The sequence below is a fragment of the Flavobacterium sp. UBA4854 genome (genome assembly GCF_002399805.1).
Classification (GTDB): domain Bacteria; phylum Bacteroidota; class Bacteroidia; order Flavobacteriales; family Flavobacteriaceae; genus Flavobacterium; species Flavobacterium ginsengisoli.
The window spans coordinates 4,492-26,252 of record NZ_DHEI01000012.1 but is presented as its reverse complement, the minus strand read 5'-3'; the positions used below and the strand labels follow the sequence as shown (position 1 = coordinate 26,252).

Here is a 21,761-nt window from a genome sequence, read left to right as displayed (position 1 = left end):
ATTACGGCAACAGTACTTTCAAGAGGTGCATTTCCGGCACGTTCTCCCATTCCGTTTACTGTTACGTGAAGTCCGTTTATTCCTGCTTTTATAGCTTCCATAACATTGGCAACGCTTAAATCGTAATCGTTGTGCGCATGGAAATCAAAATGAATGTTTGGATATTTTGCTCTGATTTTTGAAATAAATTCAAAAGTTAGAGAGGGAATTAAAACGCCTAAAGTGTCAGGAAGTAAAACCCTTTTGATTGGCTGAGTTGCTAAGAAATCCAGAAATTGAAAAACATAATCTTGAGAATTTCGCATTCCGTTGCTCCAATCTTCTAGATAAACGTTGGTTTCAATCTTGTTTTCTCTAGCTAAAGCAATGATTTGAGCGATTTCTGAAAAGTGTTGTTCCGGAGTTTTTTTTAACTGATGTGTTAAGTGATTCATTGAACCTTTGGTCAATAAATTCTGTACTTTGGCACCGGCCTTTTTCATCCAGTCAATTGAAACACCACCGTCAACAAACGTCAGAACTTCAATTCTGTCAATGTAACCACGTTCTTCAGCCCATGAAGTAATGCCTTTTACGGCCTGAAATTCTCCTTCGCTTACGCGTGCAGAAGCAATTTCAATTCTATCAATATTTAATTCCTCCAACAATAATTGCGCAATGGTTAGTTTTTCTGCAGCAGAAAATGAAACTCCCGAGGTTTGTTCACCATCACGAAGTGTCGTATCCATTATTTCAATTTTTCTTTTTTCCATTATTATATTGTTAGCTTTTGCAATAAGCCAAATGCTTACTATTTTATTTTTTTGTTATTAGAACTAGGCCTGTTGACCAGCACATTTTTGTCAATTGAATGTCTTTCTTCCTTCAAGATTTTGAATAAGGATTTCGACATTTTTCTCATGATTTTCTGGCCAGTTGGGTTGTGGTAACATATCATCAATTAAATAAATTCCGCCAGGATTTAATAATTGTAATGTTTCTTCTAAAACGGCATATTTCCCAGGCCACGCATCAGCAAAAATCAAATCAAACTTTAAACCTTTATAATTTAAAATCCATTTTTCGGCATCTTCACAGACAAATGAAACATTTGGTTTTTGGAGATATTTTTTAGCAATATTTTGATATTCTGCTGCATTATCAATTGAAATCAAGTTTGAGTTTTCTCCCATTCCCTCAATCAACCATGCAAGAGATAAGCCAGTTCCAGTTCCTAACTCTAAAAAATGACCGTCTTTTTTTGTTGCTGATAATGTTCTAAGAAAACTTCCCGTTTGTAAATCGGACGGCATTGAAAACGAAATTTTCTCAGAATCACTTTTGATTTCCGAATAAAATTTTGGTAAAACAATGCTATTGTCGTTCATTTTTTTGGAAGTATTTTTATTTAACTTATAAAGACCCGACAGGTTTCAAAAACCTGTCGGGTCTCATAGGACTGAACCTGATTTTTTAGTAAGGAAGTTTATCAGCAAAAGCCTTAATATCTTCTTTCATATCTTGTAAATAATCAATATCATCAAAACCATTAATCATATTGTTCTTTTTGTATCCGTTGATAGCAAAAGATTCTTGCTCGCCAGTTGACAATAAAGTAATAGTTTGGTCAGGAAGATTGATTTCTAATTCTGTTTTAGGATCAGCTTCGATTGCTTTGAAAATATTTTCCAAAAATTCTGGGCTGATTTGTACTGGCAAAACACCAATATTTAGACAGTTTCCTTTGAAGATATCAGCAAAGAAACTAGAAACTACAGCTCTAAATCCGTAATCGTAAACTGCCCACGCAGCGTGCTCTCTAGAAGATCCAGAACCGAAGTTTTTTCCTCCAACAAGAATTTTTCCGCTGTAAGTCGGGTTATTTAAAACGAAATCTGCTTTTGGAGTATCGTCTCCATTATATCTCCAGTCTCTAAAAAGGTTGTCTCCAAAACCTTCACGTTTTGTAGCTTTTAAGAAACGAGCTGGAATGATTTGATCTGTATCTACGTTCTCAATTGGCAACGGAACTCCGCTGCTTGTAAGTATATTAAATTTATCGTATGCCATTTTAATTTTAGATTTTGGATTTTAGATTTTAGATTTTCTGAAATTGAGAATCTATATTAAACCTAAAAGCAATTTTATTGAATTTTTGAAATTGTCATTGACTAGAACAGCTCTCTAGGGTCAGTTAATTTTCCAGTAACTGCCGCCGCTGCCGCCATAATTGGAGAAGCTAAAAGCGTTCTTGAACCAGGACCTTGACGACCTTCAAAGTTTCTGTTTGAAGTACTTACTGCATATTTACCAGCAGGAACTTTATCATCGTTCATAGCTAAACAAGCAGAACATCCCGGCTGACGTAATACGAAACCAGCTTCAGTCAAAATATCTAAAATACCTTCTTCTTTAATCTGAGCTTCAACAACGTGAGAACCCGGAACTAACCAAGCCGTAACATTATCTGCTTTTTTTCTTCCTTTTACAATTTCAGCAAAAGCTCTAAAATCTTCAATACGTCCGTTTGTACAACTTCCTAAGAAAACGTAGTCGATTTGTTTTCCGATCATTACGTCATCTTCATTGAAGCCCATATAAGCTAAAGATTTTTTGTAAGTTTCCTCACCACCTTCAACTTCTTTTGCATTCGGGATATGTTTTGTAATACCAATTCCCATTCCAGGGTTTGTACCATAAGTAATCATTGGTTCGATGTCTTCTGCTTTGATGTTTAATTCAGCATCAAAAACAGCATCAGCATCAGTTTTTAAAGTTTTCCAGTATTCAACAGCTTTTGTCCAAGCTTCTCCTTTTGGAGCGTAAAGTCTTCCTTCTAAGAAATCGAAAGTAGTTTGGTCAGGAGCGATCATACCTCCACGAGCACCCATTTCGATACTTAAATTACAAACTGTCATACGGCCTTCCATAGTCATGTTTTCGAAAACATCACCAGCATATTCAACAAAATATCCTGTTCCTCCAGAAGTAGTTAATTGAGCAATAATATAAAGCGCAACGTCTTTTGGTCCAACTCCTTTACTTAGTTGTCCGTTTACGTTAATACGCATTTTCTTTGGTTTAGGCTGCATAATACATTGCGTAGAAAGCACCATTTCAACCTCAGATGTTCCGATACCAAAAGCGATAGCGCCAAAAGCACCGTGAGTAGACGTATGCGAATCTCCACATACAATAGTAGCACCTGGCAAAGTAATTCCGTTTTCAGGACCTACTACGTGTACAATACCATTTTTTTGGTGACCTAATCCCCAGTGCGAAATTCCGTATTCGTTTGCATTGTCTTCAAGAGCCTGAAGCTGATTAGCAGAAAGCGGATCTTGAACTGGTAAATGTTGGTTTATGGTTGGTGTATTGTGGTCTGCAGTTGCAAAAGTACGTTGTGGGTATAAAACGTTAACGCCTCTTGATTTTAATCCTAAAAAAGCAACAGGACTCGTAACTTCATGAATGAAATGGCGGTCAATAAAAAACACATCTGGCCCATCTTCAATTTTACGCACAACATGTGAATCCCATACTTTGTCAAATAATGTCTTACTCATTTTTTATTTTTTTAAATTGTAATTTCTATAACCACAGCAATTTCCTGTTCATTATAATAGCAAAACAAAAGTAAAAAAAGATAAAAAAGCGTCAATTTCAATATTTCATTATATACGATACCCAAACTAATTTCCAAATTGCGAAACTGCTTTTTGGCATTAAATTTTGAAAGAAAAATGATGAAGAAACTGATTTACTTTTTCTTTTTCGGCTTTAATTTTCCTTGTTTGTTTTTTGTTTTAATAGTTTGCAAATTTATCTTAAAATCACTATAAAATATAAGGATTTAATTGAAAAAATCTAACAAATTAGATAAAAATAGTAATAATTGTTAGTTTTGAAATCTTTGTAAAAAGCATGCTTTTTAGGTTTTTTGCAGCTTTTAAAGGAGTTTTTCGGACGTTATTTAGATTCAATAAAACATCAAAATACTACGACATCCAAGAAGTGTATTTTTTTAAAATTTTATGATTTTTTGAGGCAGAAATTGATTTTTTGAGAGCAGTATTTTTAAAGATTAATTCAATGAATTTTTAAATTCTAATGGAGTAAGACTGGTTTTCTTTTTGAATAATTTACTAAACGATTGCGGATATTCAAAACCTAACTGATAAGCAATTTCTGCTACCGAAAGATTGGTCGTAATTAGAAAATCTTTTGATTTTTCAATTAATTTCGAATGAATGTGCTGTTGTGCGTTTAACCCAGTCAAATTACGAAGCATGTCGCTTAAATAGTGGCTTGAAACATTAATCTGCGAAGCAAGAAATTCTACTGTAGGCAATCCTCTTTTTAAGGTTTCTGCATTACTAATATAGTTATCCAAAGTTTCTTCAACTTTTAATAATAAATCGTGACTGATGGTTTTTCTGGTAATGAATTGTCGCTTGTAAAAACGATTGCTGTAATTTAGCAGAACATCAATATAAGAAACGATTACATCCTGACTCATTTCATCAATTGCGGTATTGAGTTCGTTTTCTATGCTTTGTAATAATCCAATAATAATCGTTTTTTCGTTGTCTGAAAGGTGCAGCGCTTCATTGGTATCATAAGAAAAGAAGCCATATTTTTTGATGCTTTTTCCTAAAGGATAATTTCGAATAAAATCAGGATGAAACAAAAGCGTGTAACCGCCATATTCAACGCCTTCTTCGTTTTCGGTAAAAATTAATTGGCCAGGAGAAGCAAACATGAGTCCGCCTTCAGTGAAATCATAATAACCCTGACCGTAACCCATTTTGCCATTAGTAGAAAATTTATACGATATTTTATAAAAGTCCAGCAGGAAAGCATTGTTGTCCAGATCTTCATTTATGACCAATTGCGTATTGTCTACCAAACTAATCATCGGATGAAGCGGTTTTGGCAATCGAAGCAAGTCGTGAAACTGAGATATAGAAGAGATTTTTGCCAGATTATAATTTTTCTTTTCCATGATATAAAAGTATGAAATTAAAAGAGGAATACCGTTTAGGTTTTTAAAAACTAAACGGTATTAATAGTGTTGAATTAGACTCCTAAAAACTGTTTTCCAAACTCAGTACGGAAAGCTTCAGCTCCTAATTCTAATCTTTGTTTGTAAAGTGCTTTTGCATCTTCTCCGGCAACATATCTTAATTGATTTTTACCGTCGGTTGCGGCTTCATAAACCACATCGGCAATTTGTTCTGGAGTGGATGCCATTTCAAACATCGTGTCAACACTTGCAAACATGCTGTTGGTCATCGCCTCGTATTCAGATTTTGTCGCCGTATCAAGAGAGCCGTGTAAAAACTCAGTTTTAATTCCGCCTGGTGAAACCGTTTTAATATGTACTCCAAACGGATTTAATTCGTAAGCCATACTTTCGCTCCAGCCTTCTAATCCCCATTTTGTAGCGTGGTATATTGATCCTAAAGGAAATGCGATTAATCCGCCGATAGAAGTCGTTGAAATGAATAAGCCGTTTTTTCTTTCTCTGAAATACGGAATGAATGCATTTGTAACTCTGATTACTCCCAATAAATTAGTATTTAATTGTTTCGTGATTTGATCATCAGAAAGACTTTCCAACGGTCCAATTAAACCATAACCAGCATTATTAAAAACGATGTCAATGTCACTTAATTCCAATGCTTTTTTTACTGTAGTTTGAATTTGATCAAAATTGGTGACATCTAATGGTAAAAGCGTTACGTTTTTTAATTGAGAAAGTTCAGTTTCTTTTTCAGGAGTTCTCATAGTTGCAATTACATTCCATCCTTTTTCGTGGAATAATTTTGCTGTTGCTTTTCCTAAACCTGATGATGCGCCTGTGATAAAAATTGTTTTCATGATTATTATTTTTTTAATTGTTATAATTTGATGAAGCAAAGTTCAGGATACAGTAAAGCCTAAAAGTGTTCATTTTGGTTTAATGAGTATCCAAAATGAATAATTGAAGTTTTTAAGAGAAAATAAATGATTTTTTAAGGTTTTTGTCGCTCTTTCATAATCATGTTAAAAATGCTTTTGTTAACAACTTTAGCTTCTTTATTTCTCTAAAAAAAGCGTAAATTTGAATTCTTCCGATTTTTCATTTCACATTTTGTTATGTTTCATGTTGTCAATGCTTTGCAACATGTGAGATTTGGAATTTTGGACATCAAAATTTGACTTTTACAACTCTATGTATTTAATATTCGATACCGAAACAACCGGATTACCAAAACGCTGGGATGCCCCAATAACCGATTCTGATAACTGGCCTCGCTGTATACAGATTGCGTGGCAGCTTCATGACGAAATGGGACAGCTTATCGAGCATCAGGATTATTTGGTAAAACCAGAAGGATTTAATATTCCGTATGATGCCGAGCGTATTCACGGAATTTCTACTGAATTGGCTGAAGCCGATGGAATCACTTTGGCCGAAGTTTTAGAGAAATTCAATATTGCTTTAAGCAAAACCAAATTTATCGTTGGACAGAATTTAGGTTTCGACGTTAATATTATGGGAGCTGAATTCCATAGAATGGGAGTGGAGTCTCAAATGGCTTCAATGCCGGTTTTGGATACTTGTACCGAAGTTACAGCTTCATTATTACAGCTTCCCGGAGGTCGTGGAGGAAAATTCAAACTTCCAACTTTGACCGAATTACACAGTTATCTTTTTGATCAGCCTTTCGCGGAAGCGCACAACGCAACTGCCGATGTTGAGGCAACTACGCGTTGTTTTTTGGAATTGGTTAGAAGAGAGGTTTTTACAAAAGAAGAATTAGACGTTCCTAAAGAGTATTTCAGGGAATTTCAGGAAAGAAATTTTGAGCCATTTAAGTTAATTGGTTTAAAACACATCAACTTAAAAGCTGCTTCTGATAAAATTAGAGAACAGCTTAAAGCTCTTGCTGGAGAAGGTCAGCAAACTGTTGTTTCAGAAGAAGATAAAGCTGATTTCAAAGCTGCAAAATTTGCGCATTTGCATAATCATACACAGTTTTCGGTTTTGCAGTCGACTATTGGAGTTGGAAATATTGTGGCAGCTTCCGCTAAAAACGGAATGCCAGCCGTGGCGATGACCGATACTGGAAACATGATGGGGGCTTTCCATTTTGTGAGTGCTGTAATGAACCACAACAAAGCGGCATCTGGAAAAAATAAAGCTTTAGTTGAAGCTGGAGAAGAACCAACAGAAACCGAAGTAAAACCAATTGTAGGCTGTGAGTTTAATATCTGTGAGAACCATTTAGATAAAAGCAAAAAAGACAATGGTTATCAAGTTGTTTTGATGGCTAAAAACAAAGCTGGATATCACAACTTGGCCAAAATGGCTTCGATTGCGTATACTGATGGATTTTATTATGTTCCGAGAATTGACAGAAAAATTGTTGAGCAATACAAAGGCGATATTATGGTTTTGTCTGGGAATTTATACGGAGAAATTCCGAGTAAAATCTTGAATATTGGTGAAAACCAAGCCGAAGAAGCTTTGATTTGGTGGAAAGAACAATTCGGCGAAGATTTCTACTTAGAAGTAATGCGTCACAATCAGGAAGATGAAAATCGTGTCAACAAAACCTTGATTGAGTTCTCTCAAAAACACAATGTCAAATTAATTGCGACTAACAATACCTATTATTTAAATAAAGAAGATGCCAATGCACACGACATTTTATTGTGTGTAAAAGACGGTGAAAAACAAGCAACACCTATTGGACGTGGTCGTGGTTACCGCTACGGACTTCCAAATCAGGAATACTACTTCAAGTCGCAAGACGAGATGAAAAAGCTTTTTGCTGATTTGCCAGAAGCGATTATCAATATTCAGGAAATTATTGATAAGGTTGAAGGATATTCATTGTATCGAGATGTATTACTTCCGAAATTCGAAATCCCCGACGAATTTATGGTTCCCGAAGATGAAGAAGACGGTGGTGTTCGTGGAGAAAATAAATACTTGCGCCATCTTACAATGGAAGGTGCAAAAAGAAGATATGGCGAAATAACCGAATCGATTCAGGAACGTTTGGATTTTGAGTTAATGACGATTTCAAACTCAGGATATCCGGGTTATTTCTTAATTGTACAGGATTTCATTGCCGAAGCAAGAAAAATGGATGTATCGGTAGGGCCAGGCCGTGGTTCTGCAGCGGGTTCCGCCGTTGCGTATTGCCTCGGAATTACCAACATTGACCCAATTAAATATGACTTACTTTTTGAGCGTTTCCTAAATCCTGACCGTGTATCGATGCCCGATATTGATATCGACTTTGATGACGAAGGTCGTGGACGTGTAATGGAATACGTAATCAATAAATACGGTCAAAAACAGGTTGCACAGATTATCACTTATGGTAAAATGGCGACCAAATCGGCGATTCGTGATACGGCTCGTGTACTGGATTTACCATTATTTGAGGCCGATAGAATTGCAAAATTGATTCCAGGAATGATGCCGTCCAAATGGAATTTGGCGCGTTTTATTTCGGAGAGTGAAGAAGAAGTCAAAAAAGCCCTTCGTTCGGACGAATTTGATAATGTAAAAGAATTAATTGCGATTGCCAATGAAGATGACTTGGCGGGGGAAACCATTCAGCAGGCAAAAATCCTTGAAGGATCGATGCGTAACACTGGAATTCACGCCTGCGGGGTTATTATTACGCCGTCGGATATTACGAATTACGTTCCTGTAACAACAGCAAAAGATTCAGATTTATATGTAACACAGTTTGATAACTCGGTTGCAGAAAGTGCCGGATTGCTGAAAATGGACTTCTTGGGTCTGAAGACCCTAACGCTGATAAAAGATACCGTAAAATTGGTAAAATACAGAACAGGAATCGAACTCGATCCTGATACTTTCCCAATTGATGACGAAGAAACGTATGCGCTATTCCAAAGAGGTGAAACCGTTGGAATCTTCCAATACGAGTCGCCTGGGATGCAGAAATACATGAAAGATCTTAAGCCAACGGTTTTTGGAGATTTAATTGCCATGAATGCATTGTATCGTCCAGGGCCTTTGGAGTATATTCCTTCTTTCGTTCGAAGAAAAAACGGCGACGAGGAAATCAAATACGATTTAGATGCCTGTGCCGAATATTTATCTGAAACCTATGGAATTACGGTTTACCAAGAGCAAGTAATGCTTTTGTCTCAGTCTTTGGCAGGATTTACAAAGGGTGAGGCCGACGTTTTGCGTAAAGCGATGGGTAAGAAACAAAAAGATGTACTAGATAAAATGAAGCCGAAATTTGTTGAACAAGCGGCAGCAAAAGGTCACGACGCCAAAGTTCTGGAGAAAATCTGGAAAGACTGGGAAGCTTTTGCGAGTTACGCCTTCAACAAATCGCACTCGACTTGTTATGCTTGGATTGCATACCAAACGGCTTATTTGAAAGCGCATTATCCTGCGGAATATATGGCAGCGGTACTTTCGAATAACATGAACGATATCAAACAAGTTTCGTTCTTCATGGAAGAATGTAAACGTATGGGATTACAAGTTCTTGGGCCAGACGTAAACGAGTCCTACTATAAATTTACTGTAAATGATGATTACGCCGTTCGTTTCGGAATGGGAGCGATTAAAGGTGTTGGTTCTGGAGCAGTAGAAACCATTGTTGAAAACAGAAAAGACGGAAGATATAAATCGATTTTTGATTTGGCAAAACGAATTGACTTGCGTGCAGCTAACAAAAAAGCGATTGAAAATTTAGCATTGGCTGGAGGTTTTGATTCTTTTGAAGGAACAACCAGAGCCCAATATTTCCACGACGATGGTGACGGAATTACTTTCTACGAAAAGGCAATGCGCTACGGATCAAAATTTCAAGAAAATGAAAACTCATCTCAGGTAAGTTTGTTTGGAGAAGCCAGTGAAGTGCAAATTGCTGAACCAGTAGTGCCGCCATGTGAAGACTGGAGTACAATGGAAAAACTGGCAAAAGAAAAAGAGGTTGTCGGAATTTATATTTCTGGACATCCGCTTGATGATTTCAGATTTGAGATGAAATACTTCTGCAATAACCGATTGGAATCGTTGAAAAGCATGAATGAGTTTGTTGGAAAGAATTTACACTTTGCAGGAATTATCAATAACGTACAGCATCGTGTTGCCAAAAACGGAAAAGGTTGGGCAGCATTCAACTTAGAAGGTTACGATGAAAGTTATGAGTTTAAGATTTTTGGTGAAGAATATTTGAAGTTCCGCCATTTCTTAATTCAAAACAATTTTGCCTTTTTGAAGATAATGATCAAAGACGGTTGGGTAAATCATGATACAGGTAAAAAAACAGATCCTAGAATGCAATTTGTTGAGATTCGACAATTGCAGGATATCTTGGAGGCTTTCGCTAAAAAGCTAATTGTATTGCTGAATATTAAAGATCTTCATCCTGAGTTTATTCATAAACTGAGTCATTTGTTCAATGAAAATAAAGGAGATAATTCTGTGACTTTTGAAATCATGGAATTGGAAAAAATAAAAAAATTGGTTGAGGTAGAAACTCCAACAGATTTTGAAGACTCCGAAGATGGTGTTTTTGAAGCTGATAATGAGGGTGAAGATACCGCAATGGAGGATACAAAAATCCAAGAAGTAAATGAGGTCGAAGAGATAAAAGTAGTGACCAAATTGAGTATGCCAAGTCGTCGTTTGAAAGTTAAAATTTCCACTGAATTATTGCAGGAATTGGAGAAAATGCAGATTAATTTTAAATTGAACTAAAAATTTAACAGTTAAATTTTAAACACATGTTAATTTTTTATGTTAAAAATATGCATGCATAATAGTTTTTTAGTAATATTGTCCAAAATTACAACGTTTTCGTTCCGAGTTTAACTTTACAAATTGTAAGAATGTGTTAAAATATTCTAAGTTTGTATAAATCAATAAATCAAAATTATGAAAAAGAACCTATTTTTATTAGGATTATTAGTTTGCTCAATGGCAACAATGGCGCAGACAGAAAAAGCAGACAAACCAGAAACATGGTACTTCAAATTAGGAGGATCATATTTCAATCAAACTGCTTCAACTGAGTTTCCAACTGTGGGAGGAAATGCTGCATTGGATAGAACTTATGTAGGAGGAAAATTAGTTTCTGAAAAAAGTATTACAGGTTCTTTTGGGCAAGGTTTCAGAACTGGAATAACTGCGGGATACCGTTTTTCAACTCGTATAGGAGTAGAGCTTGGGGTTAACTATTACACTAGCCACGACAAAACAATGGCTCAAACAACTTCTGATCAGCCTTATATTCCAACATCTGCAACAACAGGTATTTATAATTTTAAATCAGTTGGTCAAATTACAGCTTTTGATATTGCGCCTGCAATTGTAATGTTTTTAGGAGAATCTAACGGATTTGAACCTTATACAAAAGTTGGAGTTTTAGTTCCAATTCATGGAGATTTAGAAATTAAAACAGATGCTGTTGCTCCAGTTGGAGTTAATCCAGGTACTGGTGCTCCAGTTTTTGGAAATGTTCACAGTGTTGATAAAGTAAAACCAAACCCAACAATTGGATTCACTGCTGCTTTAGGTACAACTTATAAGTTGACTTCACACCTTTCTGCTTTTGCAGAATTAGAATACCGTAATTTTACAGTTCACGGAAAAACAAAAGAAACCACTGATTTTACAGTTAACGGAAATGATGCTTTAGCTAGTAGAACTACAGCGCAAATTCACACAAATTATAGAGATAGTTTGAATGTTAATTCAAATAATGCTGCAACTAATCCAAACGGAGTTGATTCAACAAAAGCAATGGATGAGTTAAGCTCTTATGTTGGAATTTCTGGCTTAGGATTAACATTAGGTATCAAATACAGCCTATAATTTCCCATTTTTTTATAGTTTATAGTTTAAAAAAAGAGGATATTCGAAAGAATATCCTCTTTTTTTGTCTTTAGATTCTTTTATGAGTTGCCTCTAGCTTTAGCTCAAGGTTATTGAGATTGATGAGAATAAAAAAGGCTTTAGCCCAACTATTAGTTTGGCTAAAGCCTATATGATTTTTTTAGAAATTATTCCTTCAGCTAAAGCGGGAGGCAATTCAGCAATGTACTATTTTAAAGCTTCTCTAAATTCTTTCAAAACCTGATCAATAACCCAAGTGGTTCTTGCGCCAGAAGTTCCTTTAGATGGAGAAGCGTTTTCTTTGCCTAATAATTCAGCAAGAACAGTTTCAATAAATGGCTGTTGAATATGAAGAGGATTTTCTATCGTAATACTTTCTTTTTCTCCATTTGCATATTGAATATGAACAGGATCATTTCCAAAAGTAGAAAACGAGATTTTGCCTTTATCTCCTACAATTTCAGTGTTATCATAACGTTCAAAGCTTGCAAAATTCCATATTCCAGAACCATGAATTCCGTTTTCAAATAAAAATGACATTGAAACAGCATCTTCTGCAGGATAAGCCATTAATTGAGAAGTCGCATGTCCGCGAACTGATTTTATCGGACCTAAAACAAAATCAAGGAAATCTAAAGTATGGCAAGCCAAATCAACAAAAATTCCGCCTCCAGAGATATGTGGTAAAACAGTCCAAGGAAGATTGATTTCATCATCATAACGTTGCTCAAAAGGGTGGTACAAAACGCAATTTACGTGTCTAATGTTTCCTAATTTTCCTTGATCAATAATTTCCTTTATTTTTAAAAAACGAGGCAAAGCCCTTCTGTAATAAGCAACAAACAAAGGAATATTATGTTCTTTGCAGGCGTTGATCATTTCGTTGCATTCTTCAAACGTCAATGCCATTGGTTTTTCTACATAAACCGGCTTTCCAGCTTTAGCACATAAAATGGTGTATTCTTTATGAGAAGATGGAGGAGTAGCGATATAAACAGCATCGACCTCGGGATCATTAATTAAATCTTCAGCATTTGAATACCATTTTGGAACATTGTGGCGTTTTGCGTAATCTTCGGCAAGTGCCGCATCTCTTCGCATAACAGCAACCAAAGCAGAGTTTGGAGCTTTCTGAAATGCAGGTCCGCTTTTTACTTCAGTCACATTCCCGCAGCCAATAATTCCCCATTTTATAATTTCCATTGTGTAAGTTTTAAGTTTCTCAAATTTAAAAAAGGTTTGCCACCAATTGCACGAATTTCCACTAATTCTTTGTGGTTATAATATTTGCCACAGATTAAAAAGATTTTCACAGATTATAAAAATCATTTTAATCCTTTTAATCTGTGACAAAAAAGCACTCTACAAATTCCCATTAATTAAATTCGCGCTAATTCGTGAAATTCGTGGCAAAAAAAAATAAAGCCACGAACTCACAAATAAATCGTGAATTCGTGGCTAATAAAAAATTCAGCTTAAAGTTTTACTTTTTAGGCAAAGCTTTAAAACCCATATTGTAAAGTGTAAAAGCTTGAATGTCTACGTTCTCTTGAATCGTAGCGGCAACAGATTTTCCTGCTCCATGACCTGCTTTAACATCAATTCTAATTAAAACTGGGTTTTCCCCTGTTTGTTTTTCCTGTAATTCAGAAGCAAATTTGAAACTGTGTGCAGGAACTACACGGTCATCATGATCTCCAGTAGTTACCATTGTTGCAGGATAATGAGTTCCTTGTTTTACATTATGAACCGGAGAATATCCTTTTAAATATTCAAACATTTCTTTGCTGTCTTGAGCAGTTCCATAATCAAAAGCCCATCCTGCACCTGCTGTAAAAGCATTATAACGAAGCATGTCCATAACTCCAACAGCTGGTAGAGCCACTTTCATTAAATCTGGACGCTGTGTCATCGTTGCACCAACCAATAAACCTCCGTTAGATCCTCCGCGAATAGCTAAATAATCGGATGAGGTATATTTTTGAGCAATTAAATATTCTGATGCAGCAATAAAATCATCAAATACATTTTGTTTTTGAAGTTTTGTTCCTGCATCATGCCATTTTTTTCCGTACTCGCCACCACCTCTAAGGTTAGCAACTGCGTAAACTCCGCCGTTTTCCATCCAAACTGCATTGGCAATGCTAAAACTTGGTGTTAAAGAAATATTGAATCCGCCGTAACCGTAAAGAATAGTTGGGTTTTTGCCATCTAATTTTGTTCCTTTTTTATACGTAATAATCATAGGAACTTTTGTACCATCTTTTGAAGTATAGAAAACTTGTTTAGACTCATAATCTTCGCTTTTGAAATCTACTTTTGGTTTTTGATACACTTCAGATTTACCAGATTTTGGCTCCAAAGAATAGATGCTTCCTGGAGTTGTATAATTAGCAAAGCTGTAGTATAAAATTTTGTCAGCTTTTTTACCGCTAAATCCACCAGCAGTTCCAACAGCAGGAAGTTTAATTTCACGAACTAATTTTCCATTGTAATCATATTGTTGTACAAATGAAACGGCATCTTTAGTATAATTCGCAAAGAAATAACCGCCGCCAGTTGAAGGAGATAAAATATCTTTAGTTTCTTTAATAAAATCTTTCCAATTCTCAGGTTTCGGATTGGCTGCATCAACGGTTACAATACGTTTATTAGGAGCCTTAAAGTCCGTTTCGATAAATAATTTGCTTCCTTCGTTTTCGATAACATTATTATCGCTGTCAAAATTGTCAACGATTGTAACAATAGGACTATTTGCTTTAGTTAGATCTTTAATGTACAACTCATTTCCGTAAGTAGAGTTAGCAGCTGTAATTACCAAATAACGATTGTCTTCGGTAACATATCCGCCTACATATCTTCTTTTCTGATCAGCTCCAAAAATTACTTTATCGTCTTTTTGAGAAGTTCCCAATTTGTGGAAATATAATTTATGCTGATCTGTTTTAGCAGATAATTCACTTCCTTTCGGCTTGTCATAACTAGAGTAGTAAAAACCTTCATTTCCATGCCAAGAAACGCCACTAAATTTTATGTCGACCAAAGTATCTTCTAAAACTTTCTTAGAAAGTGCATCTATAATGATTACTTTTCTCCAGTCGCTTCCGCCTTCAGAAATTGCATAAGCAGCTTTGCTTCCGTCTTTAGAAAAATCAAGTCCACCAAGAGAAGTTGTTCCGTCTTTAGAAAAAGTATTTGGATCTAAGAAAACTTCTTCTTTGCCATTTTCATCTTTTCTGTAAACAACAGATTGATTTTGGAGTCCGTTATTTTTAGAATAATAAGTAAATTTTCCTTCTTTAGATGGAGCTCCGATTTTTTCGTAATTCCAAAGCGTTTCCATTCGTTTTTTAAGTTCGTCACGAAATGGAATTTTATCTAAATAACCATAAGTAACTTCGTTTTCGGCTTTTACCCAAGCACCTGTTTCAGCAGATTTATCATCTTCTAACCAGCGGTACGGATCGCTTACTTTGGTATCAAAATAAACATCAACAGTTTCTCCTTTTTTAGTTTGCGGATATTGCAATTTGCCTTGTCCAAACGAAATTCCTGCGGTTGTAATTGCCATTAATAAAAATGTTTTTTTCATAGTTAGTTTTATCTGTTGTAACAAAAATAGCACTTTTTGTTGTGAAAATTGAAATGAAAAATTAAACCATATAAGTGATGTAAGTTCATTTAAACGGTTTGCTTAATTTTACTTATATGACTTATATGGTTTGAAATTGTTACAGATTAAAGTTAACCCCCAAAACGATATTTCTTCCAATATTCGGAATACCGTCTGTTTTTAATCTAGAAAGGTGAGCAATGTATTTTTTATCAAATAAATTGTTTCCGTTTAGGTTGATGTCAAAAGCAGTTTTTCCTAGTTTAACTGTTCCTCCAAAACCTAAGTTTACCAAAGTATAACCTTTAGAAGCAGTTTCGAAACCACTTACATTATCTTGGCTAAAAGTAGAAGAAACATTCAGAGAAGCAAAACCTTCGTTTAACCAGTTTTTAATATTAAATTCAGTTCTTAATGTATTATTCCAATTGTTTGCAGGAATCAAAGGCAGATAATCTTTGTTTTCTTTTTTACCTGTAACAGTTTCAAAACTAGTTTCAAAATGCAACCAATCTAATGGATGCGGGTGAAAGTGAAGGCCAACTTCTCCCCCATACAATTGTGCATTGTCTTGTACATAAGCAAAAACATCATTATCGTCTCTAATTTCTCCAGTTGGCGAAGTGTAGATATAATTGTTTACGTGATTGTAGAACCCGTTTACGAAAAATTCAAAATGCGTGTTTTTATACTCTAAATTCAAATCGGTTTGCACGTTTTGTTCTGTTTTTAAATCAGCATTTCCAATTTCATAACGATTCGTTCCTTCGTGAACGCCGTTTGAAGTTAACTCAGCTAAGTTTGGCGCTCTAAAACCAGTCGCCACATTTAAGCGAAACGTTAACGGCTCTGCTAGTTTAGTTTTGTAACCTAAAGAAGCATTAAAACTATCAAAAGAACGATCTAAAGCCTGAAAATAACCTTCTTCACCTTCGGTACCGTGAGCTATTGAAGTAATATTTCGGTTGTCAAAACGCAATCCGGCTTGAATAACGCTGTTGTCCCATTCGTAGTTGGCGGTTCCAAAAACACCAAAATCGTTTGTTGTAGCATCTGGAATCAAGTATTCTTCGCCAGAATTTTTGTTTGTCTGATGCATTCCTTGAACACCAAAAATAGTTTCGATTTTTCCGAATTTAGGAAAATGGTATTTTGCATTATAATTAAAAGTATTCAATTTCATGTGTAAAGAAGCCTCGTTGCTGTCTTCAAACTCGCTTCTGTCATTAGCAATATATCCTAAATCAACATCTAATTTTGAATTTTCAAAAAAGATAACATTATTCAAACTCAATAAATGATTAAAAATTCCTTGTCTTGGAAATTGAGTGTCTTTGCTTGAGGATTGTTCAGCAATTCCATCTTCTGGAATTCCAATATCCAATTTGTTATAATTGTATCGTACAACACTAGAAAAAGTAGAGTTGCTGTAACCAATTCCAGTTTTAAAATCAGTTTCATTATAGCGAGAATTTGTTACGCGGTCGCCGCCTGAAATCTTGTAGTCAGAATGTGTGTTGTAACTTCCTCTTGCTAAGAATTTCCAATTATCAGTAGAAGTTTTTAGTCCAATTGATGAATTGCTTCCTTCTGTATTTGTAAAATATTTTTGACTGAAATTGGCTTTGAAAGTACCTGCATCAGCAAATTTTTCAGGATTGAAATATAAAACACCTCCTAATGCATCAGAACCATACAATAATGAAGCTGGACCTTTAATGACTTCAACGCTTTCAATTCCGGCATCGTTTAAACCTAAACCATGTTCGTCTCCAAACTGTTGGTTTTCGATACGGACACCTTGCGAATAAACCAAAACGCGATTACCGCTAAGTCCACGAATTACGGGTTTTCCGATAGAAGTTCCTGTAGAAATCTGAGAAACTCCAGGAATTGTCGCCAAACCTTCAATTAAAGTCGAAGTTCCTTTTTGCTGTAGAGTTTTAATGCTTTCATGCTCAATTTTCATTACGTTTTGAGATTGTAATTTATTGAAAGGCGTTGAAACTACCACTTCGTCCATTTCTAAAATAGACTCTTCAAGAACAATATCTAGGGTATTTTGTTTCAGTAATTTAGCAATTGTTTTGTTTTGATTGGCGTATCCAACATAAGTAAAAGCAATACGTAAGCTTCCGTTAGGAAGATTATTCAATTCGTACTTTCCATTTGCGTCTGTCGTAGTTCCTTTATGTAATTCTGGAGCATAAACAGAAACTCCAGGCAATGGATTGTTTTGATTGTCGGTTACCGTTCCAGAAACCGAGTTTTGAGCAGTAAGAATGCCCGAAAACCCTAAAATAAGGGCAATTATAAATTTTTTCATTTGAAAATGATGCTATAGTTAATTGAGTTTTTTCTTCGAATGAAAAACCAAAAACCAACAATAAAGCATTCTGATCCTGATTGATAAAAATAGGATTAGAAAACTCAATGTTATTTTGAATTTAAATTAAAAGAAATGTGAAGTTTTTCGAATAATCGAAACTTAAGAAACTATATTGGTAGGAGGGCCACGTAAGAAATACGAGGTGGTTGAAATTGAAAAAATCTTCTCTGAAAATGGGAAGAAATAAGGTGTTTCTCTGTGGAATGAATGAAATTCAAAAGAGAAATTTTGTGGCAGAACAAAGGATTCAAAAGCAAAATGACAAACAAAACAAACGTCATAATCATGATGCTGATGCGTTATTTCACCATTTGGATCATTGTAATCATGATGGCATTGTTTTTCTGAAAGCTGTTTTACGATATGCTCATAACTGTGTATCGACTGAAACAATATCGAGAACAATATTGCTACAGCAAAAGATAAACTTAATATGAGCTGCTTTCTTTTCATGCTTTGCAAAGGTATAAAAGATAAAAAGAAAATTGATGAATTTTTTGTTTCAACGAATTGAATTATTGAAAAAAATGCAGCAATTAATTTTATTCGCAGTCAAAATGAGAATATTTTTACTTCTTATCTTTACTACAGAAAGCAATATATTATATTTGTATGTGAAATAAATACACGTCCAAAAACGTTTATTTGTAATCATCTCTTAAAAACCAAAACCACGATATGCGAATTATTTTTAGCTGTTTATTTCTACTCACTTTTTTTAACTCTTTTGCGCAAGCAGACGTTAAGCCTGAGATAAAACCAGTTATAAAAATAGATTCTCTGTATCGAGAAGATCAGTTTTACTTTTCGGTTACGTATAATATGTTTACTGATATTCCGATCAATTTCAAACAAAATAAATTTTCTCTAGGACTTTCGGGAGGTTTCTTGCGCGATATGCCTGTAAATAAATCTCGAACAGTTGCAATTGCAGCAGGATTAGGTTTAAGCTATCAGAATTATTATCAAAATTTAACGATTTCTGAAGACGCTTCGGGAGCAATTATATACGGAGTAAATAGTTCTAGCGAATATGCTTCTAATCGTTATAGACAATATTCTGTAGATCTTCCAATAGAATTTAGATGGCGTAATTCGACTTACGAAAGCACTAAATTTTGGCGTATTTATGGAGGAGTAAAATTGAGTTATATTTTTTCAAGTTCATCTATTCTTGACGATGGAGAAAAAACGTATAGAATCAACAATAATGGTGCTATTAATAAATTTCAATATGGGCCATATCTCTCGGCAGGATATAACACTTGGAATGTCTATATATATTATGGCTTAAGTCCATTGTTTAATTCGGCAACTACTTTGTCTGGCGAAAAAATCAATATGAAAACACTAAATGCAGGATTGATCTTTTATATTTTATAACCACAGATATAAAAATAAAAGTTGCGGCATTATTCCAATAAACAATCCAATTAGTATTTCTCTAGATGTATGCGCATTCATTTCTAAACGAGATGAAGCTACAATTCCCGACAATAAAATAAGTAAAGCAGACCAATACGGATTATGCAGTTGAAGATGAATGTTTAATCCGATAACGAAGATCGTTAAACCTGAAATGGCAACCATATGAAGACTTGCTTTTGTTTTGAAAAGAACACAAACCAATGCCAAAATACTGCTAAATAAGGCTCCAAGAAAAAAGAAATGAAGTTCAGGATAACGTGTAATTACAATACTTCTTTTAACTAATAAAATATATAAAAAACACTGCAAAATAAGCGGAATTGCTCGTTCTGAAGTTTGGCTCAGCATAATTGATTTTACATGTCCAGTTGATTTTAACAGTAAGTAAAATAAAACAGGAACAATTATGTTAATCACTAAAATTTGAATTAGAACAAAGTATTTTTCATTTGTACTAAATACGTCGTCTTTATAAAATAAATAAAACAAAGTGGCGTACATCGATATAAAAATCGGATGTAATATATAAGAAAAGAGTGGGAGTAATTTTTTCAAAATCTGCAAATTTGTGGTCTAAAAACAAATATACTCAATAAAAGTTTTCTGCCACGAATTACACTAATTTTCACGAATTCATTTATAAAAACCTTAAATCTGCAGCTCTAATTTTAAGAATTCAACAAATAGAATAATTAGTGAAAATTTGGGAAATTAGTGGCAAACCTTTTTTTAAATTTGAAAAAAAGAAATTACCAAATGAGCATAAATTTAAAAAGCCTGGTTTCAGTTCTCAACGCCAAATGGATTGGCTCAGATGCTGATGTTTTAATCGATCATATCTCCATTGACAGCCGTTCGCTTCAAAACGGATCGCAAACATTATTTTTTGCTTTGGCCGGTATAAACAATGATGCTCATTTATTTATTCCAGATTTAATAGAAAACAAAGTTCAGAATTTTGTTGTTCAATATATCCCAGAAGGTTATGCGGGCAAAGCTAATTTTTTGGTTGTCGAAAATACGCTTTGGGCTCTTCAGGAATTTGCAGCTTATTATAGAAATCTTTTTCATTTTCCAGTTATCGGCTTAACAGGAAGCAACGGTAAAACGATCGTAAAAGAATGGCTTAATTTCTTATTGAGTCCTGATTATAATATTATCAGGAGTCCTAAAAGTTACAACTCTCAAGTCGGAGTTCCGCTTTCGGTAATTGCGATTAATGAAAAACATAATTTAGGAATTTTCGAAGCAGGAATTTCAACGGTTAATGAAATGGTTAAACTGGAGAAAATCATTAAACCAAATATTGGAGTTTTAACAAGCATTGGTTCTGCGCACGATGAAGGTTTCGAAAATTTAGTGCAGAAAATAGATGAAAAACTACTTTTGTTTAAAGATTGTCCAGTCATTATTTATCAAAAAAATGAAGTGGTAGATTCTTGCTTATCTCAATTTGTTGCCGAATATATGCTTCATCCGAGAAAATTGTTTTCTTGGAGTTTTACTGATCAAAATGCAGATGTTTTTATTGAAAAAAGAGAACACAGAAACGATCATACTTTTATACAATATCAATACAAAAATGAGACTTTCAATTTAGAAATTCCGTTTAACGATTCGGCTTCTGTAGAAAATGCGATTTCTTGTTTATTGGTTTTGTTAAACTTTAATTACGATCAAGAAACAATTCAGAACAGAATCGAGATGCTTTATCCTGTTCGAATGCGTTTGGAAGTTAAAAACGGAATCAACAATTGCAGTATCATTGATGATAGTTATAGTTCCGATTTTCAATCGCTTAAAATTGCTTTAGATTTCTTAGAAAGCCAGAAGAAAAAAGGTGCTTCTAAAACGGTTATTTTATCAGATATTTTCCAAAGCGGATTCACAAACGAAGAATTATATTCTAAAGTTGCTCAGTTAATTTTAGACAATAAAATAAATCGCATAATTGGCATTGGAACAACAATTTCTTCCTTTGCAGATCAGTTTCCAAATAGCACAATGTTTGATAATACAGCTGATTTTATTGCCGAAATTGACAATCTGAATTTCAATAACGAAACCATTTTAATAAAAGGAGCAAGATCTTTTCAGTTTGAAGAAATTGTATCGCTTCTAGAAGAAAAAACACATGAGACTATTCTAGAGATTAATCTCGATGCTATAAGCCATAACTTTAATTACTATAAGTCAAAACTGGCGCCAAATGTCAAAATGATGGTGATGGTTAAAGCATTTGGTTATGGAAATGGCGGCTTAGAAATTGCGAAATTGCTAGAACATCATAAAGTTGATTATTTGGGTGTGGCTTTCGCCGATGAAGGAATCGCATTGAAAAATGGCGGAATAAAACTCCCAATTATGGTTTTAAATCCCGAATCGACAAGTTTCCCTTCGATCATTCAATATCAGCTAGAACCTGAAATTTATAGCTTGAAAGGATTAAATGCCTTTTT

Annotated in this window: 13 protein-coding genes and 1 pseudogene; 4 read left to right on the top strand and 10 right to left on the bottom strand. The window is 34.6% G+C overall.

Features of this window, described 5'->3' with window-relative positions; all coding sequences use genetic code 11:
- From B3J44_RS01205 to B3J44_RS01180, 6 genes and pseudogenes are all read right to left on the bottom strand, one after another.
- Positions 1-752, bottom strand: a pseudogene (locus B3J44_RS01205) (2-isopropylmalate synthase); the annotation flags it as partial.
- Positions 753-842: 90 nt separating this feature from the next.
- Complete coding sequence (locus tag B3J44_RS01200) at positions 843-1,367, bottom strand: O-methyltransferase (protein WP_286965067.1); 525 nt, start codon at positions 1,365-1,367, stop codon at positions 843-845.
- Positions 1,368-1,452: 85 nt separating this feature from the next.
- A complete protein-coding gene (gene leuD / locus B3J44_RS01195) occupies positions 1,453-2,049 on the bottom strand; it encodes a 3-isopropylmalate dehydratase small subunit (protein ID WP_198854818.1) in 597 nt (198 codons plus the stop codon).
- A 101-nt stretch (positions 2,050-2,150) separates the two neighbouring features.
- Positions 2,151-3,545, bottom strand: coding sequence for a 3-isopropylmalate dehydratase large subunit (gene leuC, locus B3J44_RS01190; protein WP_286965064.1), 1,395 nt, complete (start codon positions 3,543-3,545; stop codon positions 2,151-2,153).
- Positions 3,546-4,063: 518 nt separating this feature from the next.
- On the bottom strand, positions 4,064-4,984 hold the full coding sequence (locus B3J44_RS01185; RefSeq protein WP_286965062.1) for a helix-turn-helix domain-containing protein: 921 nt from the start codon (positions 4,982-4,984) through the stop codon (positions 4,064-4,066).
- A 74-nt stretch (positions 4,985-5,058) separates the two neighbouring features.
- On the bottom strand, positions 5,059-5,862 hold the full coding sequence (locus B3J44_RS01180; protein WP_286965060.1) for an SDR family oxidoreductase: 804 nt from the start codon (positions 5,860-5,862) through the stop codon (positions 5,059-5,061).
- 334 nt (positions 5,863-6,196) lie between these two features.
- Between B3J44_RS01180 and dnaE the strand changes: the two genes are divergently transcribed.
- Positions 6,197-10,735, top strand: coding sequence for a DNA polymerase III subunit alpha (gene dnaE, locus B3J44_RS01175; protein WP_286965059.1), 4,539 nt, complete (start codon positions 6,197-6,199; stop codon positions 10,733-10,735).
- A gap of 177 nt (positions 10,736-10,912) precedes the next feature.
- On the top strand, positions 10,913-11,851 hold the full coding sequence (locus B3J44_RS01170) for an outer membrane beta-barrel protein (RefSeq protein WP_286965058.1): 939 nt from the start codon (positions 10,913-10,915) through the stop codon (positions 11,849-11,851).
- 228 nt (positions 11,852-12,079) lie between these two features.
- On the opposite strand, the gene B3J44_RS01165 is transcribed toward B3J44_RS01170, so the two are convergent.
- The 3 genes from B3J44_RS01165 to B3J44_RS01155 all read right to left on the bottom strand — a co-directional run bounded on the left by B3J44_RS01165 (position 12,080) and on the right by B3J44_RS01155 (position 17,811).
- Positions 12,080-13,075 carry a Gfo/Idh/MocA family protein gene (locus tag B3J44_RS01165; RefSeq protein ID WP_286965056.1) on the bottom strand — a complete coding sequence of 332 codons (996 nt, stop codon included), beginning with the start codon at positions 13,073-13,075 and terminating at the stop codon, positions 12,080-12,082.
- A 280-nt stretch (positions 13,076-13,355) separates the two neighbouring features.
- The gene (locus tag B3J44_RS01160) at positions 13,356-15,464 is read right to left on the bottom strand and encodes a prolyl oligopeptidase family serine peptidase (protein WP_286965055.1); all 2,109 of its coding nucleotides are present in this window, start codon (positions 15,462-15,464) and stop codon (positions 13,356-13,358) included.
- A 139-nt stretch (positions 15,465-15,603) separates the two neighbouring features.
- Positions 15,604-17,811: a TonB-dependent receptor gene (locus B3J44_RS01155; protein WP_286965054.1), complete on the bottom strand. Its 2,208-nt coding sequence runs from the start codon at positions 17,809-17,811 to the stop codon at positions 15,604-15,606.
- Between the two features lie 741 nt (positions 17,812-18,552).
- Between B3J44_RS01155 and B3J44_RS01150 the strand changes: the two genes are divergently transcribed.
- Complete coding sequence (locus B3J44_RS01150) at positions 18,553-19,257, top strand: porin family protein (protein WP_286965053.1); 705 nt, start codon at positions 18,553-18,555, stop codon at positions 19,255-19,257.
- On the opposite strand, the gene B3J44_RS01145 is transcribed toward B3J44_RS01150, so the two are convergent.
- A complete protein-coding gene (locus B3J44_RS01145; protein ID WP_278019788.1) occupies positions 19,252-19,857 on the bottom strand; it encodes a hypothetical protein in 606 nt (201 codons plus the stop codon). The genes B3J44_RS01150 and B3J44_RS01145 overlap by 6 nt on opposite strands.
- A gap of 201 nt (positions 19,858-20,058) precedes the next feature.
- Here B3J44_RS01145 and B3J44_RS01140 point away from each other — a divergent pair.
- Positions 20,059-21,761: alanine racemase (locus tag B3J44_RS01140; RefSeq protein ID WP_286965051.1), on the top strand; the 1,703-nt coding region annotated here is incomplete at its 3' end.